Source organism: Microbacterium oleivorans, from assembly GCF_013389665.1.
In the GTDB taxonomy this organism is placed as follows: domain Bacteria; phylum Actinomycetota; class Actinomycetes; order Actinomycetales; family Microbacteriaceae; genus Microbacterium; species Microbacterium oleivorans_C.
Genome location: NZ_CP058316.1, coordinates 2,371,820 through 2,388,318 on the forward strand (window position 1 = coordinate 2,371,820; position 16,499 = coordinate 2,388,318).

Here is a 16,499-nt window from a genome sequence, read left to right on the forward strand (position 1 = left end):
GTTCTCCATGAGAACCACCCCGGAGCGGGATTCACGAACTTCTCCGTTCGATTCAAGAAAGCAGCACTACTATGACGCGCACTTTCACCCCCAAGGCTGGCGAGATCCAGCGCGAGTGGCTGGTCATCGACGCAACCGATGTCGTCCTCGGCCGCCTCGCCTCGCACGCCGCGGTCCTTCTCCGCGGCAAGCACAAGGCCTCGTTCGCCCCCCACGTCGACACCGGTGACTTCGTCATCGTCGTCAACGCCGGAAAGGTCGCCCTGACCGGCCAGAAGCTCCAGAAGAAGAAGGCGTACCGCCATTCCGGCTACCCGGGTGGTCTGAAGTCGGTCACCTACGAGGAGCTGCTCGAGAAGAACCCCGTCCGCGCGGTCGAGAAGGCCATCCGCGGCATGCTCCCCAAGAACAGCCTGGGCGCCCAGCAGCTCTCGAAGCTCAAGGTCTACGCCGGTGCCGAGCACCCGCACGCTGCGCAGCAGCCCACCACCTACACCTTCGACCAGGTCGCCCAGTAAGCGCCGCGAAACACTCAAGGAAACACTGATGGCGAAGATCGCTGACTCCCTCGAGGAGACCCCCCAGAACTACTCCACCGAGACGCCCGCGACGGAGGCGGCCGCTGCCGCCGCTCCGCGTCCGGTGCTCTCCGTCCCCGGCGCTGCCGTGGGTCGCCGCAAGCAGGCCATCGCCCGCGTGCGTCTGGTCCCCGGCACGGGCACGATCACGGTGAACGGCCGTACGCTCGAGGACTACTTCCCGAACAAGCTGCACCAGCAGCTGATCAACGACCCGTTCACGGTGCTCGAGCTCGCCGGCTCGTACGACGTGATCGCCCGCATCTCCGGCGGTGGCCCCTCGGGCCAGGCCGGCGCGCTGCGTCTGGGCATCGCCCGTTCGCTGAACGGCATCGACGTCGAGAACAACCGCGCCACCCTGAAGAAGGCCGGCTTCCTCTCGCGCGACGCCCGCGTCAAGGAGCGCAAGAAGGCCGGTCTCAAGAAGGCGCGTAAGGCTCCTCAGTACTCGAAGCGTTAAGCTCTGTGGCGCTGTTCGGTACGGACGGTGTGCGGGGGCTGGCCAACGGCCCCCTCACCGCCGAACTCGCACTCACCCTGGCCCAGGCGACTGCCGTCGTCCTGGGCCAGGGTCGTATAGCCGAGGCGCGCAAGGCCGCAGGCAAGCGGCTGACCGCGGTGGTCGCACGCGACCCGCGGGTGTCGGGGGAGTTCCTCTCGGCCGCCGTCTCGGCGGGTCTCGCGTCGTCCGGTGTCGACGTGCTCGACGCTGGCGTGCTGCCGACGCCCGCGGCGGCGTTCCTCATCGGCGACATCGACGCCGATTTCGGCGTGATGGTCTCGGCATCGCACAATCCGGCCCCCGACAACGGCATCAAGATCTTCGCCCGCGGCGGTGTCAAGCTCCCCGACGAGGTCGAGCGGCGCATCGAAGAGGCCCTCACCGGACCGAAGCTCCAGCCGACCGGCGCTGACGTCGGCCGCATCCGCGTCTTCGCCGACGCCGAGGACCGTTACGTCGTGCACCTGCTCGGCTCGCTCCCGCACACCCTCGACGGCCTGCACGTCGTGCTCGACTGCGCGCACGGCGCAGCATCCGGGGTATCGCCGCAGACCTTCCGCGACGCCGGGGCGAAGGTGACCGTGATCGGCGCCGATCCCGACGGGCTCAACATCAACGACGGCGTCGGCTCCACGCACCTTGAGCGCGTCGCGGCCGAGGTCGTTCGCACCGGCGCCGACATCGGCATCGCCCACGACGGCGACGCCGACCGCTGCCTCGCCGTCGACGCCGACGGACGCGTCATCGACGGCGACCAGATCATGGCGATCCTCGCGGTCGCGATGAAGCAGCGCGGCCGGCTGCCCTACAACACCCTCGTCGCGACGGTCATGAGCAATCTCGGCCTCCACCGCGCGATGGCCGAGAACGGGATCGCGGTCGAGCAGACCGCCGTCGGAGACCGGTACGTGCTCGAGCGCATGAACAAGGGTCGGTTCGGACTGGGCGGCGAGCAGAGCGGTCACGTCATCATGAGCCGATACGCCACGACCGGCGACGGCCTGCTGACGGGTCTGCATCTGGCTGCCGAGATGGCGCGTCAGCAGAAGACCGCCGCCGAGCTGGCGGCCGTGATGACGGTGTTCCCGCAGGTGCTCATCAACGTGCGGGACGTCGACCGCGATCGCGTCGGCAGCGACGCGGAGCTCCAGGATGCCGTCGCCGCCCAGTCCGCGCGTCTGGGCGATTCCGGCCGCGTGCTGTTGCGCGCGTCGGGCACCGAGCAGCTCGTGCGGGTCATGGTCGAGGCGACGAGCGAGGGCGAGGCGCACCGCGTCGCCGAGGAGCTCGCCGCCGTCGTCCGCGAGCGCCTCGCCCTCTAGCCCGACTCAGCCGATGCGGCCGCGCAGCTCGGACTCGTCGGTGGGCGCGTCGGCGAGCACGAGCCGCGCGGCGTCGCGCGCGTCCGCGACGTTCCACAGCAGCACGCCCACCGGTGCGCCGGCGTCGTCACGGAAGTACACGACGGTCCGCGGTCCCGTCTCGTCGGGGTCCAGCTCGACGACGAGCGTGTCGAGGTCGGGGTCGAGGGTGCCGACCGCCTCCCAGCGCACACCGAACACCTGCGAATAGAAGTACGGGGTATGGCGGTAGGCCTCGCCACCGCCCGCCATCGAACGCCCTGCGGCGCGCCCCATCTCTTGGGCGTTGTCGACGTGCTCGACGCGCGTCCGGCCGAGTAGACGATCGGGGTACGACGCGATGTCACCGGCCGCCCAGATCGCGTCGTCGCCGGTGGCGAGGGTCTCGTCGACGACGACGCCGTCGTCGACCGACAGTCCGGCGGCTTCGGCGAGGTCGGTCACGGGCGTGACACCGAGCCCGAGGACCGCCGCGTCGGCGTCCCGCCGGGACCCGTCGTCGAGGACGAGTGCGATCCCGCTGTCGCCCGCGTCGATCCCGTCCACACGTCGCCCGGCCACGAGGCCGACACCGGCATCGGCGAAGAGGCGCTGGTAGCGCTCGGCGACCTCGAGCGGGAACGTCCCCGCGCCGAGCACGGCATCGGGGAACACCACCTCGACCGCGACGCCGTTCTGCACGAGGGCGGCGGCGATCTCGGCACCGATGTAGCCGCCCCCGACGACCGCGATCCGCTCGCTCCGTCCGGCGAGCTCGCGCAGCCGTCGATAGTCCTCGGCGGACCGGAACGACAGGACGCGGTCGCTGTCCCGCGCCTCGATCTCGCGGGGACGCGATCCGGTCGCCAGCAAGAGCCGGCGATAGCCGAAGCGTTCGCCCGCGTCGGTCTCGACGCTGCGGCCGTCGCGATCGATCGAGGTCACGAGTGAGCGCAGACGGATCTCGGCCCCGGTGTCGGACGCGGTTCCGAGCGGCACCTGGTCCCAGGTGAAATCGGGGTCCGTCCAGAGCTTCTTCGACAGCGCCGGCCGCGTGTAGGGCTCGTCGATGTCGGCGCTCAGGATGCCGATGGTGCCCGTCTCGTCGAGTTCGCGGATGCCGCGGGCCGCCGCGTCGGCGACCATCCCGCCGCCGATGATCAGATAATCGAAGCTCTGCATGCCGTCACGCTACGGCCGCGCGACTCCGGTGTCGTGCGCAGTGCCGCCGAGCGGGCGCAGGCGTATGATTCGCCGTCCGAGGACCCACTGCCCGCGCGCGCTTTCCCCATCGCGCACAGGCAGTGAGCCAGCCCGTCACGATGTCCCCAAACCAGCGCACGGGCCCGAGTGGGGGCCTCATCGGATGTCGGCCCTGTCGGTCTCGGAACTGGTCTCAGCGTACGACGCGGGGCCGTCGAAAAGGGCCCCTCGTGGCAACGTTGCGCCAACGTTGCGCTTGTCTTCGGGTGATCTTGCGGTGGGCGCCGGAGGCCCCGCATTTTGAGCGGATGAGGGTTCATGCCACACTCGTGGGGATTGCTGGGGGAGGGAATCGGCAGCGGTGCGCGCTTGCCGAGGAGATTGATACCCACGAGGAAGTCATGAAACCAGCACATCCGGATCCCCTGTACCCATCTCGACGAAGGACCCCACGCACTCTGATCGCGGCCGTTGCGGCGCTCGCGGTCGTGCTCGCCGGTGCCCCGGCGGCACAGGCGTCGACCGACCTCGCCCCGCAAGCGGCGAAGCCGAAGACCGTGACCGTGACGCTCGGCCCGAGCGACACGGCGACCGTCTCGTCGCGGACCCCCAAGACCGCGCTGAAGACGCAGTCGCTGAGTGCCACCTCGACGCAGGACCGCAGTTACGCGCGGTTCGCGCTGCCCGCCGACATCGACGTCACGAAGCCGGTCTCGGCCTCGTTCTCGCTCACCGTCCGCCACACCACGGCGACCGCGGCGGGCATCGACGTCTTCCGCGAGAGCGGGTCGTGGTCGAGCTCGAACCTCACGTACGCCAATCGCCCGGCCGAGGCCGGTGAGCGCCTGAGCCAGTCGGCACCGGCCGCGCGCTCCGGCGCTCGGCTGACGGTGTCGCTGGGCGACGTCGCGAAGATCGCCGCGAAGGGACAGCTCTCGCTGCGCGTCGCCTATCGGCAGAAGCACGTCTCCACGACGTTCTACCGCACCGGCGACAAGGCCCCGACGCTCAAGGTGACCTACACGCCCAAGCCCGCAGCCGCCCCGGCCCCGACCAAGCCGCCGGCTCAACCCGCGCCGCCGGCCCAGCCCGCGCCGCCGGCGACGGGGGAGGAGGGGCGCGCGGTGTTCGCGCACTACTTCCCGCCGTACCCCGTGTCGATCGACAACAAGCCCGCCGACGCCGACTACTACACCCGCAACTACCTCGCCCCGAACGGCGAGAACGGCAAGCACGCCCGGTACGGCGGTCTGCTGCGCGACCGCCCCGCCCCGGTGGCGCCGTCGGGGTCGTCGTCGTGGAAGCTCGAGAATCTGCAGCGCGAGGTGCGCCAGGCCAAGGCCGCCGGTCTCGACGGTTTCACCGTCAACATCATGAGTCTGAGCGGTACGAACTGGGAGGCGACGAAGAACCTCTTCACGGCCGCCGAGCGGCAGGGCGGGTTCGCCGTCGTGCCGATGATCGACGCGTCGGCATCGGTGCGCAACTCGGACCCGGCGACGGTGGCCGATCGTCTCGCCGAGCTGTACCGCTCCAGCGCGGCATTCCGGGTCGACGACCGGCTGCTGCTGTCGTCGTTCGCGGCCGAGAAGCAGAGCGTCGACTGGTGGTCTCGGATCATCGACCGGCTGCAACGGGTCCATGGGGTTCCCATCACCTTCCAGGCGGTGTTCCTCAACGCCTCGGACGCGAACATGTCCGCGTTCCGCGGTATCGCCGACGGCTACGGCAACTGGGGCGTCCGCACCGCGTGGCACACGTCGAACGGGCCCGACTACGCTGCTCGCGCGGCCGCCCTCGGTAAGACGTGGATCGCGCCGGTGTCGGTGCAGGATTACCGCCCGCGCGCCGGCGTGTTCGCGGAGTCGGGGAACACCGACAACCTCCGGGCGTCGTGGCAGCGGGCCATCGACAGCGGCGCGCAGTACGTGCAGCTCGTCACCTGGAACGACTACAGCGAGAGCACCCAGTTCGCGCCGTCGGCCGACCACGGCGACACGTTCCTCGACATCAGCAGGCCCTACCTCGACTGGTTCCATTCCGGCACCCAACCCCGGGTGACCCAGGACCAGGCGTTCCTGGTGCACCGCACCCAGTTCGCCGGCGCACGCCCGACCATCGGGCATCTGCTGGCCACGCCGACGCTCGGCGGCACCTCCGGGACGGTGACCGACGAGGTCGAGGCCGTCGTGTACCTCACGGCACCGGCGACCCTGACGATCACCGCCGGGGGGACGTCGACGACGTTCGCCGCTCCCGCCGGCCGATCGGTGCACACGGTTCCGCTGCGCGAGGGCGTCGTCTCGGCGACGGTCTCTCGTTCGGGCCGCCAGGTGATCGCCCTGACGTCGCCCTACCGGGTGGTCAAGGCTCCGACCGTGCAGGACCTCAGCTACTACGGGGTGAGCAGCCTCGGCTGACACCCCCGGCACTCATCACCGCCGCCCCGCGGGCGACCGTTCCTCCCGGAGCGCGTCGGCCGCGGGGCGGTCGTCTCCCTCCGGCGCCGGTCCCGGATCCGCGGGCGTCGCGGTGCCGCGCCCGCGCGTGCGGCGGGGCGTCTCGGGCGCGGCCGAGTAGGTCGTGTAACTGCGACGGTCCGCGCGGGAGGGACGTGCCAGGTTCAGCACGGTGCCGTGGATCGTCGCCCCGACCGACGTCAGACGCGCCACCGCGCGTCGCACGTCGCGTTCGCGTGCCCGGCCGGCCCCGACGACGAGCACCGCGCCCCCGAAGACACGTGCCAGCACGGCGGCATCCGAGACGGGATGCACGGGAGGGGCGTCGATGATCACGATGTCGTGCGCTTCGCGCAGGCTCTCGAGGATCTCGAGCGCACGATCCGACTCCAGCAGCTCCGACGGGTTCGGCGGGATGGGCCCGGCCAGCAGCACGTGCAGGCGGTCGGGGCCCCAGGCCACCAGGGCGTCGTCGAGCGTCGCCTCGGCGGCCAGCACGCTTGTGAAACCGAGGTCGGGCGGCAGGTCGAGGATGCGGCCGAGGCTCGGGCGTCGCAGATCCGCTTCGACGAGGCACACCGACGCGCCTGTCGCTGCGAGCGCGACGGCGGCGTTGGCAGCCGTGGTGCTCTTGCCCTCGCTGGGCACCGACGAGGTGAACACGAACACCCGGTGCGCCTGAGAGGCCTGTACGAACCGCAGGTTGCCGCGCAGACGCCGGTAGTCCTCCGACCGCAGCGAGTGCGGGGCCGAGAGGAGCGCGAGCGGGGCGCGGTCGGCGGTGCGATCCGAGCTCACCGTTCCGATGATGGCGGCGCCCGACGCCTCCTGCGCCTGTTCGACGGTGCGCACGCGCGTGCCGAACATCAGACGCATCAGCACGACGACGGCGGCGGCGACGAGGCCGCCGAGCGCGCCGAGGATGACGAGCATCGGGGTGTGCGGTGCGGACGGCAGGTTCGGCGGCACGGCGTTCTCGATCACGCGCAGCCGCACCGGCGACGTGCCGTCGACCTGGGGCGAGAGCGTCGGCACGACCTCGGCGAGCTTGGCCGCCACCAGGTTCGCGATGCGCGCCGCCTCGCGGGGCGACGGGTCCACCGCCGAGATCGAGATCATCGAGGTGTTCAGCGGCACCGCGGTCGTCACGCGGGAGCGCAGCTCGGCGGTCGAATCCCCGAGCCCCAGCTCGTCGATGACCGGCGCGAGGACGATCTCGCGCGTCGCGACGGTGCTGAGGTTCCGCGCCTGCTGCTGCGAGAAGTTGCTTCCCTGCGCCAGCTCTCCCGTCGTCGAACTGCCCGTCACCGCGACGAAGACGTCGGCTCGCGCCGTGTACTCGCGCGGCACCGACCAGGCGTAGGCGAGTGCTGCAGAAGCACCCAGCGCCATCAGCACGATGACCGTCATCCAGTGATAGCGGATCACCCGCAGAACACGATTGGACTCCATAGCGTCCCCCATTCGCGCGTCGATCACTCGACGCGGCCCCAATACGCCGCGTGACGAACACGCGGACCCCCGTCTGACATGATATGCGAGGGGGGGCTCGTGGGGAAGCAAACCGGAATGTTCTCGGACCCGGGCGCGCACGTCGCGTCCGAGGCGCCGTTGCGCGGAGGCGCTCGCATCGCCCTGCTCGCGCTGTCGATCGGCGTCCTGAGCGTCGCGCTGCCCGTGGCGCTGGTCTCCGACATCCCCGACAGCGGGCGCAGCGACGCGTGGATCGTGACGCTGCTCATCATGATCTACGGCGGCATCCGCCTGTCGGTGACGTGGGTGTCGGGCCGGCCGCACCTGTTCGACTTCTTCTTCTGGGTCTTCGGGTACATCTTCATGGGGCTCGCCCCGACCGCGCAGATCCGCGCCGACGCCGTGTCGACGACGACTCCCGGCATCGACTCCGCCTTCGACCTGCCCACCGCGGGTATCGTCGCCCTCGGCATCGGATGCTACGAGCTCGCCCGCGCCGCGTGGATGCTGCGTCAGCACTCCCGGCCGCCCCGCACGGCGCAGGTGCCACGGAGCGTCGCTCCCGTACGCGCGATCGCGCTGGCCGTGATCGGTCTCGGCATCAGCGCGTTCTTCGTGGTGCAGCTCGGCCCGGCCGCCGCCCTCGGCAGCCGTGAGGCCGCGTTCGACGCCCGCGAGGCCCGCTGGCCCGACCCCGCCGTCCGCGCCGTCATGTACGCCGCCGCCGTCTACCCGCTCCTGATCGCGACGGGCGCGATGGCGCAGCTGCGGCGGTCGGCGACCTCCCGCTCGGTGCGCATCGCCTATACGGCGGCCGCGGTCGCCGCGGCGGTCGTGCTGCTGCTGATCGTCAACCCGATCGCGAGCGCCCGCTACACCTTCGGCACCGTGGCCGTCGCGCTGGCGATCTTCGCCGGGGCGGCAGCGACGCGGCTGCGGGCCCGCGTCACGATGCTCGGCGCCATCGTGGCGTTCCTGTTCCTCTTCCCGATCGCCGACGCCTTCCGCACCGACGAGGTCCGGGTGAACCGCACGAGCTTCTTCGGGGAGTACCTCGCCAACCCCGACTACGACGCCTTCTGGCAGGTCGCCAACTCGCTGGCGTACTGGCTGGACGGGCTGGTGGAGCCCGCGCGACAGTTCCTCGGCAGCATCCTGTTCTGGGTGCCGCGAGCGGTCTGGGCCGACAAGCCGACCGACACGGGCATCGTGCTCGCGGAGTACCGCGGCTACAGCTTCGACAACCTGTCGGCACCCCTGTGGGCCGAAGCCATGGTCAACGGAGGCGTCATCGCGGTCGTCGTGGTCTTCGCCGCCCTCGGGCTGCTGCTGCGGGCGATGGACGTGCGTATCGTATCGGCGTTCCCGACCGGCGGAGTCTGGGCGATCGTGGGAGCGGTGCTCCCGGTCTACATGACCATCCTCATGCGGGGCTCGCTGCTGCAGGCCACAGGGGCCACGACGGTCATGATCGTGTGCCTGGTTCTCGTCGCCGGGCGTCTGGGTTCGCCCGGCGACGAGGGTTCGGGTGGCGTCGCCTCAGGCGACGCGCAGCTCGGCGTGGCTGCGCCGGTACCAGGCGATCGTCCGAGCTAGTCCGCCTCGCAGTCCGATGCCCGGTTCCCAGCCGGTGGAGCGCAGCAGCGAGATGTCGAGCAGCTTCTGCGGGGTGCCGTCCGGCTTGTCGGTGTCCCACCGCGTCTCACCGCGGAAGCCGACGATGTCGGCGATCTGCTCGGCGACCTCGCGGATGGTGGTGTCGCTTCCCGTGCCGACGTTCACGTGCGATGCGCCGTCGTAGCGCTCCATGAGGTGCAGGATGGCGGCGGCGAGGTCGTCCGAATGCATGAACTCGCGGCGCGGACGCCCCGAGCCCCAGTTCGTCACGACGGGGCTGCCGAACGCGGCGGCCTCGTCGTAGCGGCGGATCAGGGCGGGGAGCACGTGCGAGCCCAGTGGTGAGAAATTGTCGTTCGGGCCGTAGAGGTTCGTCGGCATGGCCGAGATCCACGGCAGCCCGTACTGACGGCGCACCGCCTGCGCGTGCAGGATGCCGGCGATCTTGGCGATCGCATAGGCGTCGTTGGTCGGCTCGAGATGCCCGGTCAGCAGGCTGTCCTCACGCAGCGGCTGCGGCGCGAACTTCGGGTAGATGCACGACGACCCGAGGAACACGAGCCGCTCGACACCGACCTCGGCCGCGGCATCCATCACGTTGGACTGGATCCGCAGGTTGACGCTCAGGAAGTCGACCGGGTAGGTGCTGTTGGCCAGGATCCCGCCGACCTTCGCCGCAGCCAGCACCACGTAGCGCGGCCGCTCGTCGCGGAAGAACCGGAACACGGCGTCGCGCTCGGTGAGATCGAGCTCGGACGAGGTCCGGGTGACGAGACGGTCGAAGCCCTCGGCCTCGAGATGGCGCAGCACCGCGCTGCCCGCGAGCCCGCGATGGCCGGCGACGAAGAAGGCCGCGTGGCGATCGAGACGGCTCGGGGTGAACGACAGGTCGTCGCTCACGCTGCCCAACCCGAGAGTGCGACCGTGTCGATCCAGGGCCGGCCGGCGTACTCGAGGGCGCGGATGTCGGCGTCGACCATGATGCGGGCGAGCTCGAGCGGCCCGACGGTCGCCTTCCAGCCGAGCTTCTCCTCGGCCTTGCTCGGGTCGCCGATCAGTGCGTCGACCTCGGTCGGGCGCAGGTAGCGCTCGTCGAAGCGCACGTGGCGCTGCCAGTCGAGGCCGGCGTGCTCGAAGGCCGCCGACAGGAAGTCGCGCACCGTGATGCCGATGCCCGTGGCCAGCACGAAGTCCTCCGGCTCGTCGGCCTGCAGCATCCGCCACATGCCCTCGACGTACTCGGCGGCGTAGCCCCAGTCGCGCACGGAGTCGATGTTGCCGAGGTACACGTGGTCCTGCACGCCGAGCTTGATGGCGGCGACCGCGCGGGTGATCTTGCGCGTCACGAACGTCTCGCCGCGGCGCGGCGACTCGTGGTTGAACAGGATGCCGTTGACGGCGAACATGTCGTACGCCTCGCGGTAGTTCTTGGTGATCCAGTAGCTGTACAGCTTCGCGGCGGCGTAGGGCGAACGCGGGTAGAACGGCGTGGTCTCGCTCTGCGGCGGCGGTGTCGCGCCGTAGAGCTCGGACGAGGACGCCTGGTAGAACTTCGTCTGGATCCCGGCCATGCGCACCGCTTCGAGCAGGCGCACCGAGCCGGTGCCGGTGGTGTCGGCGGTGTGCTCGGGCTCGTCGAACGAGACGCGCACGTGCGACTGCGCGCCGAGGTTGTAGACCTCGTCGGGCTGGATCTGCGCCAGCAGCGTGGTCATGCGCACGCCGTCGCTGAGATCCCCGTAGTGCAGGAACAGCCGTGCCCCCACCTCGTGCGGATCGACGTAGAGGTGGTCGATCCGCGACGTGTTGAACGTCGAGGCGCGACGCACGAGTCCGTGGACCTCGTACCCCTTCGCGAGCAGCAGCTCGGCGAGGTAGGAGCCGTCCTGGCCCGTGATACCGGTGATGAATGCACGCTTCATGAGCGTCTCCCCCAAAGCCTCGGCGCTGCAGCCCCGTCGCGCGACCCGTGTGGACCCCTCCACCCGGCGCGTGCCGATCCCCAAATCGACGGTGTTGCGAGTATAGGGATGCGGATCGCCTCACGGCAAGCGCGGATCACTCCGCGTACAGACCGACCAACCTCCGGGCGATCGCCGGCATCGTGAATCGCTCCCGGGTGAGGGCCCGGCCGCGTTCGCCGCGCACCCGACCGGCAGCGGGGTCCTCGAGCAGTCTGCGCATGGCCACGACGAGGTCGTCGAGCCCGCCGTCGGTGACGATGCCCGCGTCCGCGGTGCGCACGGCGCCGGCGAGCCCGCACGTGTCGGTGACGACCACGGGGAGCCCCGCCGACATCGCTTCCAGCACCGACATCGGATACGGCTCGTCGACGGCGGGCAGCACGTAGCCGGTCGCCTGCCGCATCCGCTCGCCGGTCAGTGCCGGCGCGAGGGCGCCCTCCCAGCGGATGCGGTCGTGGTGACCCGACGCCGCGATGGCCGCGCGGACGGCGTCGCCTTCGCCCTCGTCGGGCCCGACGAGCGTGAAGCGCGCCGCCGGGAACTCCGCCGCCAGGATCGAGGCGGCCTCGACGAAGTGGCCGGGCCGCTTGCGGGGAGCCAGACGCGCGAGGTACAGCAGCTCCGGCCCGTCGGCGGCGGCGGCGGGACCCGCGGGGACGCCGTTGGGCAGCTCGGTCAGGCGGGCCCGGCCGCGTCCGACCACCTCGAGCGACGCTCGCTCGCGAGGGGTCAGGTGGGTGACCACGCGAGCCGCGGTCAGGGCGGGCCGCGTCAGAAGCGCATCGAGGGGCACCGCGAGCGGGTTCGACGTCTCGTCGATCATGCCGTGGGTCTGCAGGACGGTCGGGATGCCGCGCGCCTGCGCGATGCGCGCCGCCGGCAGGGTGACGAGATCGCGCGCGGCGTGCACGTGCACCACGTCGAACTCCCCGACGTGACGCCGCAGCGCCCGCAGGAGTGCGGGTGAGCCCACGCCCGCGAAGCCGATGCCGGGAACGATCGTGCGGGCGGGGTACAGGCGGGCCGGCACGCCGTCGACCTCGGTCGGCATCGTGTCGTAGCCGCGGGCGGAGCCCGCCAGCACCACGTCGTGACCGAGGTCGCGGAGGGCGGCGAGCTGGTTGACCGCCACGCGCACGGGTCCGCCGTACTCCCCGTGCGGACTGACCAGGGTGACGACCGCGAGGACCCTCACGAGCGCACGACCGCGGCCGGGGCGAGCAGGGTCCCGCCGGCGGGGACGTCGCGGACGACGAGCGCCGTCGCGCCGACGAGTGCACCGGCGCCGATCCGCACCCCGCGCAGCACCGTGGCCCGGGCGGCGACCCAGGCGCCGTCCTCCACGACGATCGGCGCGTTGTCGAACTCGAACGTGGGCGAGCGGCGGTCGTGGCTGCCGGTGCACAGCAGCGCGCTCTGCGAGATGCACACGTCGCTGCCGATGGTCACGGGTTCCAGGTTCAGGATCCAGGCGCGCTCGCCGATCCACGTGTCGTCGCCGATCTCGAGCTTCCAGGGCCAGTGCACCCGCACCCCGGCGCGGAGGTTCACCCCGTGCCCGATCCGCGCTCCGAACGCGCGCAGCACCGCTACGCGCACCCGCACCGGCACGAACCACGGCATCACCGCGACCGCCGATGCGAGCTGCCATGCCGCTTGCCAGATGAGCCCGCGGCCCTTGTCGTATCCCGTTCCGCTGAACCCAGCGAGGTGTCGCCCTGCCCCCATGGCGCCTCATCGTACACACGGGGCGCGTCCGCGCTGCAGACACAGCGTCCGCGGATGCGGTACGGTCTCCCCGTACGGGCGGACGTGGGGACGTCGCCCGGAATCGGGGGTGTTGGGGGATGTCCGACGTGCGACGGCGATTGCGCCGTCTTTCGGGTGGGCTCGGCAGGATGTCGGGTTTCGCTCTGTCGATCGGTCTGCTGGCGATCGCATCGCTGGCAGCGATACCGGTGATGGTGGCCGCCGAGGGCGACCGCGGCTGGGGCGCGATCGCGCTGGGGCAGGCGGTCGGCGCGATCGCCGCCGCGGCCATCGGCTTCGGCTGGGGCGTGTCGGGCCCGGCGCGCATCGCCGTCTCGGACGGCCCGCTCCGCCGCACCGCCTACGTCGAGTCCGTGCGCGCGCGACTCGCCCTCTTCGCGCCGATCGCCGCGCTCAGCGGCCTCGCCGCGGCGCTGCTGGCTCCGCAGTCGCCGGCGCTCGCCGTTCTCGGTGCGGTCGCCGCCGCCGCCGCCGGCGTCTCGGCCAACTGGTACTTCGTCGGCGTCGGTGCGCCGTACGCGCTGCTGCTCGCCGAGACGCTGCCCCGCGTGATCGGCACCGCCGTCGGCATCGCGCTCATGCTCGGGGGAGCCGGCGGCGCCGCCGGCCTGGGCGGCATGCTCGGCGGCATGGTCGCCGCGTTCGTGTGCTCGACCACCTGGATCCTGCTGCGGACGCGCCGCGACCGCGCGCTCGCGCCGCGACCCGCGCGTCTCGCGCGAGTGCTGTCGGATCAGCGTCACGGCATGGGATCCGCCCTCGGCTCGGCGGCGTACATCGCCCTCCCGCTCGTGGTCGTCACCGTCTTCGCTCCGGCGGCGCAACCGGTCTTCGCCCTCGTCGACAAGTTCCAGCGGCAGATCAGCGTCGCCCTGCAGCCGGTCATCACCGTCGCGCAGGGATGGGTCCCGCGGCGCGACGCCGCCCAGAGCGCGTCCCGCGCCCGCAGCGCGCTGCTGGTGGGCGGCGGCACCGCCCTCGTCATCGGCGTCGCGGTCGTGCTCGCCGGTGATCCGGCGCTGCGCTGGCTCGGCAGCGGCGAGATCGCCGTCGCCCCGCTGGCCGTGGTGCTGATGTCGCTGTTCGTGGCGATCAACTTCTTCGAGTCGCTCGTCGCGAAGGCGCTGCTGCCCTCGCTCGGGCGCCTGCGGATCGGTTCCCACGCGACGATCGTCAGCACGCTCGTCGCCCTGCCGCTCGTCGCCGTCGGAGCCGTCTTCTGGGGCGCCGTGGGCGCCCTGGCCGCCGTCGTCGTCGGATTGCTCACCCGGTGCGCCGTCGAGGTGGTCGCCGCCTCGCGCACCATCCGGTCGAGCGACACCGTCATCGTCCGGGAGGAGATCGATGCCTGAGAAGGTCCGCGACCTGCTGCTGCTCGCGCTCTGGCTGCTGCCGGCGAGCCAGGTCAAGAACGCCCTGCTGCGCCGCGCGGGGCACCGCGTGCATCCCGCCGCGCGAGCCCGGTCCAGCATCGTCTGGCGCGTCCGCTCGTTCGAGCTCGGGCCGCGGGCCTCGTTCGGCTCGGCGAACGTGGTGAAGAACATGAGCCGGATCAGCCTCGGGGCGGACGCGATGATCGGGCGCTGGAACCTGATGTCGTCGCACCCGCTGTTCGTCCGGCACCTTCCCGGCGGCGGCTCGCTGATCCTCGGCGACCACGCCAAGATCACCAGTCGGCATCAGCTCGACTGCTCCGGCTCGGTGACCCTGGGCGCTTTCGCGTCGATCGCCGGGCACCAGAGCCGGGTCATGTCGCACAGCGTCGACCTGACCCGCAACGCGCAGGCGGCGTTCCCGGTCGTGATCGGCGAGCGCTCCTTCGTGGGCACGCGCGTGCTCATCCTGGGCGGGGCGATGCTGCCGCCGAGGTCGGTGCTCGGCGCCGGGTCGGTGCTCACGCGCTCGCGCCCGGACCCGGAGCCGGGCCTGTGGGCCGGCGTGCCCGCGCGGCACCGGGGGGCGGTCTCGGGTGCCTGGTTCGACCGTGACGAGACCTCCACCCACGATCTGTGGATCCCCGAGACCGACACGATCGTGAGCGGCCGATGATCCAGCGGTCGCGATCGCGCCGTGCGGCGGCCCCACCGCGTCGACACCGCGGCATCGGCGGCGCCCACTGGTGGCAGCGCGATTGGGGCGGGATGCCGGTGTGGTCGGTGGTGCTCTCGGTCGCCGCCGTCGGCGGCCTGATCGCGGGCGGAGCCGCGCTGCGTCCGAGCGAGGCGGTCGAGGACGTGCCTTCGCCGATCGTCGTCTTCCTCGGTGACTCCTACACGGCCGGGGTCGGGGCCTCCGACAGGGCGCGAGGATGGGCGAGCCTGGTCGGGGAGGCGGAGGGCTGGCGCGTGCGCAACCTCGCCCGTGGCGGGACGGGGTTCGCCTCGACGGTCACCGGCGACGACGCCCCCGCGGCGTGCGGCCGCGACGTGTGTCCGACCTTCGGACAGATGGCGATCGAGGGGGCGTCGCTGCTGCCCGACATCGTGGTGGTCTCGGGCGGACGCAACGACGTCGGCGGCGACCCGGTCGACGCCGAGGTCGACGGTTTCTTCGAAACGGTGGCCGCGGCATATCCGGGCAGCCGGATCTACGTCACCGACGTCCTCTGGCACGAACAGGAGCCCGAGGCGGTCGCGCGCCTCTCGGACGTCGTCCATGACGACGCCGAGCGCATCGGCGCGACCTGGCTCGACATCGGCCAGCCGCTCGCCGGCGGCGGCGAGCTGCTGGCGGACGACGGCATCCATCCGAGCGATGCCGGCCATGCGGCGATCGCCCGTGCCGTCATCAGCGCCCTGGAGTGAACGCGCTCACGCGGCGGCGAGCGAACGGAACCACTTGCGGCACAGCAGTGCGGTGATGACGCTCGTCGCCAGGAGCAGCGCCGCATAGACCGCGATGAACACGGTCGGTGCGCCCCACAGCACGAACGCCATGGCGAGCACGCCGTAGTCCGCCGGCAGCAGCAGCACCGCGCGCAGGGTCGAGGGCGGTCGGCTGCCGGCGTCAGCGGGCGGGGCCAGCAGCGAATAGAGCGTGAGGCCCGCGAACAGCACGACGGCGACGAGCGCGTAGGCCAGGGGCAGCAACAGCCAGGGCCCGCTGGCGCGTCCGCTCGCGACGAAGCCGATGAGGACGGCGGCGTGCACGCCGACCATCTTGCCCGCGTCGACGACATGGTCGAGCCACTCGCCCGCGCGTGAGGACGCACCCGTGAGTCGCGCCACCTGCCCGTCGGCAGCGTCGAGCGCGAATCCGAGCACGAGGAGCGTCGCCGCGGCGATCCCGCTCCCGATGCTCATCGGCACCGCCGCGACGACGACCAGGGCGGCGATCGTCGCGAGAGCCGAGACCCCCGTGACCGCATTCGGGCCGATGCCCGCCGACGCCGCCCCGGCAGCGAAGATCCGGCCCAGCGGACGGTTCACCCACCGCGAGTAGAGCGAGACCCCCCGCTTGCCCTTCTGTGCCGCCCGCAGACTGTTCCACGCATCCCGAAATCGCATCGATATCCCCATTTCCGCCCGGCCGGCCCGATCCGACCTATGCGTCCCCTGAACGACAGTGTACGATGCACCCAGTCGGACTCGTGC

At 71.5% G+C, this 16,499-nt stretch carries 15 protein-coding genes; 8 read left to right on the top strand and 7 right to left on the bottom strand.

Annotation, left to right across the window (positions count from 1 at the left end):
* Window positions 1–71 precede the first annotated feature (71 nt).
* Genes rplM through glmM form a run of 3 tightly spaced genes read left to right on the top strand, consistent with a single transcriptional unit; the run spans window position 72 to window position 2,402 of the window.
* Window positions 72–518 carry a 50S ribosomal protein L13 gene (gene rplM / locus HW566_RS11300; RefSeq protein WP_178012950.1) on the top strand — a complete coding sequence of 149 codons (447 nt, stop codon included), beginning with the start codon at window positions 72–74 and terminating at the stop codon, window positions 516–518.
* 28 nt (window positions 519–546) lie between these two features.
* Entirely contained in the window at window positions 547–1,038 is a 492-nt protein-coding gene (rpsI, locus tag HW566_RS11305) for a 30S ribosomal protein S9 (protein ID WP_178012952.1), read from the top strand.
* Between the two features lie 5 nt (window positions 1,039–1,043).
* The gene (glmM, locus tag HW566_RS11310; RefSeq protein ID WP_178012954.1) at window positions 1,044–2,402 is read left to right on the top strand and encodes a phosphoglucosamine mutase; all 1,359 of its coding nucleotides are present in this window, start codon (window positions 1,044–1,046) and stop codon (window positions 2,400–2,402) included.
* 6 nt (window positions 2,403–2,408) lie between these two features.
* Here the strand turns inward: glmM and HW566_RS11315 are convergent, their stop codons facing one another.
* Window positions 2,409–3,602, bottom strand: coding sequence for an NAD(P)/FAD-dependent oxidoreductase (locus HW566_RS11315; protein WP_178012956.1), 1,194 nt, complete (start codon window positions 3,600–3,602; stop codon window positions 2,409–2,411).
* A 578-nt stretch (window positions 3,603–4,180) separates the two neighbouring features.
* On the opposite strand from HW566_RS11315, the gene HW566_RS11320 reads away from it, so the two are divergent.
* Window positions 4,181–6,043, top strand: coding sequence for an endo-1,3-alpha-glucanase family glycosylhydrolase (locus tag HW566_RS11320; protein ID WP_178012958.1), 1,863 nt, complete (start codon window positions 4,181–4,183; stop codon window positions 6,041–6,043).
* 15 nt (window positions 6,044–6,058) lie between these two features.
* Here HW566_RS11320 and HW566_RS11325 read toward each other — a convergent pair whose 3' ends face one another.
* Window positions 6,059–7,534, bottom strand: coding sequence for a polysaccharide biosynthesis tyrosine autokinase (locus tag HW566_RS11325; RefSeq protein ID WP_178012960.1), 1,476 nt, complete (start codon window positions 7,532–7,534; stop codon window positions 6,059–6,061).
* Between the two features lie 117 nt (window positions 7,535–7,651).
* Here HW566_RS11325 and HW566_RS11330 point away from each other — a divergent pair, with 117 nt between their 5' ends.
* On the top strand, window positions 7,652–9,151 hold the full coding sequence (locus HW566_RS11330; RefSeq protein ID WP_178012962.1) for a hypothetical protein: 1,500 nt from the start codon (window positions 7,652–7,654) through the stop codon (window positions 9,149–9,151).
* Here HW566_RS11330 and HW566_RS11335 read toward each other — a convergent pair.
* The 4 genes from HW566_RS11335 to HW566_RS11350 all read right to left on the bottom strand — a co-directional run bounded on the left by HW566_RS11335 (window position 9,095) and on the right by HW566_RS11350 (window position 12,864).
* Window positions 9,095–10,072, bottom strand: coding sequence for a GDP-L-fucose synthase family protein (locus tag HW566_RS11335; protein ID WP_178012964.1), 978 nt, complete (start codon window positions 10,070–10,072; stop codon window positions 9,095–9,097). The two genes, HW566_RS11330 and HW566_RS11335, sit on opposite strands and share 57 nt — an antisense overlap.
* Window positions 10,069–11,094 (bottom strand): GDP-mannose 4,6-dehydratase, encoded by a 1,026-nt coding sequence (gmd, locus tag HW566_RS11340; RefSeq protein WP_178012966.1) that lies wholly within the window; start codon window positions 11,092–11,094, stop codon window positions 10,069–10,071. Before gmd ends, HW566_RS11335 begins: the two co-directional genes overlap by 4 nt.
* A gap of 136 nt (window positions 11,095–11,230) precedes the next feature.
* On the bottom strand, window positions 11,231–12,331 hold the full coding sequence (locus HW566_RS11345) for a glycosyltransferase (RefSeq protein WP_178012968.1): 1,101 nt from the start codon (window positions 12,329–12,331) through the stop codon (window positions 11,231–11,233).
* Window positions 12,328–12,864, bottom strand: a complete 537-nt coding sequence (locus HW566_RS11350; RefSeq protein WP_178012970.1) for a DapH/DapD/GlmU-related protein — start codon at window positions 12,862–12,864, stop codon at window positions 12,328–12,330. Before HW566_RS11350 ends, HW566_RS11345 begins: the two co-directional genes overlap by 4 nt.
* Before the next feature lie 170 nt (window positions 12,865–13,034).
* On the opposite strand from HW566_RS11350, the gene HW566_RS11355 reads away from it, so the two are divergent.
* From HW566_RS11355 to HW566_RS11365, 3 genes are read left to right on the top strand one after another with little or no spacing between them, the layout of a single operon-like run.
* Window positions 13,035–14,258: a hypothetical protein gene (locus HW566_RS11355; RefSeq protein ID WP_178012971.1), complete on the top strand. Its 1,224-nt coding sequence runs from the start codon at window positions 13,035–13,037 to the stop codon at window positions 14,256–14,258.
* Window positions 14,251–14,955 carry an acyltransferase gene (locus tag HW566_RS11360; RefSeq protein ID WP_178012973.1) on the top strand — a complete coding sequence of 235 codons (705 nt, stop codon included), beginning with the start codon at window positions 14,251–14,253 and terminating at the stop codon, window positions 14,953–14,955. The genes HW566_RS11355 and HW566_RS11360 overlap by 8 nt, the downstream gene beginning before the upstream one ends.
* Window positions 14,952–15,710 carry an SGNH/GDSL hydrolase family protein gene (locus tag HW566_RS11365; protein ID WP_178012975.1) on the top strand — a complete coding sequence of 253 codons (759 nt, stop codon included), beginning with the start codon at window positions 14,952–14,954 and terminating at the stop codon, window positions 15,708–15,710. Before HW566_RS11360 ends, HW566_RS11365 begins: the two co-directional genes overlap by 4 nt.
* Window positions 15,711–15,716: 6 nt before the next feature.
* On the opposite strand, the gene HW566_RS11370 is transcribed toward HW566_RS11365, so the two are convergent.
* Window positions 15,717–16,412, bottom strand: a complete 696-nt coding sequence (locus HW566_RS11370) for a CDP-alcohol phosphatidyltransferase family protein (RefSeq protein WP_178012976.1) — start codon at window positions 16,410–16,412, stop codon at window positions 15,717–15,719.
* Between the last annotated feature and the right edge of the window lie 87 nt (window positions 16,413–16,499).

What these genes read in the sequence shown, in the direction of transcription:
- rplM (WP_178012950.1), top strand. Translation starts at nt 72, where the DNA reads ATGACGCGCACTTTCACCCCCAAGGCTGGCGAGATCCAGCGCGAGTGG.
- rpsI (WP_178012952.1), top strand. Translation starts at nt 547, where the DNA reads ATGGCGAAGATCGCTGACTCCCTCGAGGAGACCCCCCAGAACTACTCC.
- HW566_RS11315 (WP_178012956.1), bottom strand. Translation starts at nt 3,602, where the DNA reads ATGCAGAGCTTCGATTATCTGATCATCGGCGGCGGGATGGTCGCCGAC.
- HW566_RS11325 (WP_178012960.1), bottom strand. Translation starts at nt 7,534, where the DNA reads ATGGAGTCCAATCGTGTTCTGCGGGTGATCCGCTATCACTGGATGACG.
- HW566_RS11330 (WP_178012962.1), top strand. Translation starts at nt 7,652, where the DNA reads ATGTTCTCGGACCCGGGCGCGCACGTCGCGTCCGAGGCGCCGTTGCGC.
- gmd (WP_178012966.1), bottom strand. Translation starts at nt 11,094, where the DNA reads ATGAAGCGTGCATTCATCACCGGTATCACGGGCCAGGACGGCTCCTAC.
- HW566_RS11350 (WP_178012970.1), bottom strand. Translation starts at nt 12,864, where the DNA reads ATGGGGGCAGGGCGACACCTCGCTGGGTTCAGCGGAACGGGATACGAC.
- HW566_RS11355 (WP_178012971.1), top strand. Translation starts at nt 13,035, where the DNA reads ATGTCGGGTTTCGCTCTGTCGATCGGTCTGCTGGCGATCGCATCGCTG.
- HW566_RS11360 (WP_178012973.1), top strand. Translation starts at nt 14,251, where the DNA reads ATGCCTGAGAAGGTCCGCGACCTGCTGCTGCTCGCGCTCTGGCTGCTG.
- HW566_RS11365 (WP_178012975.1), top strand. Translation starts at nt 14,952, where the DNA reads ATGATCCAGCGGTCGCGATCGCGCCGTGCGGCGGCCCCACCGCGTCGA.
- HW566_RS11370 (WP_178012976.1), bottom strand. Translation starts at nt 16,412, where the DNA reads ATGCGATTTCGGGATGCGTGGAACAGTCTGCGGGCGGCACAGAAGGGC.